Below are 605 nucleotides of genomic sequence, written 5' to 3'. Positions count from 1 at the left end.
GCAGCAGGCCTTCGTCGGGGTTGGGCTTCGATCGATGGATGGGACGTCCTTGGGGATATCGCGCCGCAAGGGTTATGCGGGCCCGCTGCAATGCGCTGTTGATCGAAACCGTCGACCCGCCCAGCAATCCCGCCGTTTCGACAGCCGACCAGCCCAGCACGTCGGAAAGCAGTAGAGCGGCGCGCTGCCTGGGCGGCAGATCCTGGATCGCGGCGACGAAAGCGAGTTGGACGGCTTCGCGGGTCTCGTAGCGCGCTTCCGGACCCGGCTCACCATCAGCGCGGCCCGGTAGCTCTGCGTCCGGGTAAGGCTCCAACCAGGTGACCTCGGCTGCAGGGCCGCCTGTGGCCATCCCGTGGGAAGCCGGCCGTTCGGGCTGCTGGAGAATGCGATTCGCCCTCGACCTGGCCTTGAGCGCGTTGAGGCAAGAGTTGGTCGCGATCGTGTAGAGCCAACCGCGAACCGAACCCCGCCCATCGAACTCCGATCTTGCGCGCCAGGCGCGCAGAAGCGTGTCCTGGACAAGGTCGTCCGCCTCGTGCAGCGAGCCCATCATGCGATAGCAATGGAGCTTGAGCTCCCGGCGATGGGCAGCCGTGAACTGT

1 protein-coding gene is annotated in these 605 nt (G+C 66.3%); it reads right to left on the bottom strand.

Annotation, left to right across the window (positions count from 1 at the left end; genetic code table 11):
• On the bottom strand, positions 1-605 hold a 605-nt coding region (locus tag AC0L3D_RS36885; RefSeq protein WP_473647557.1), incomplete at both ends, for an RNA polymerase subunit sigma-70.

Source organism: Mesorhizobium sp. WSM4837, assembly GCF_055811435.1.
Note: the sequence above shows the minus strand (reverse complement) of the source record. Positions and strands in the feature narration are given on the sequence as shown.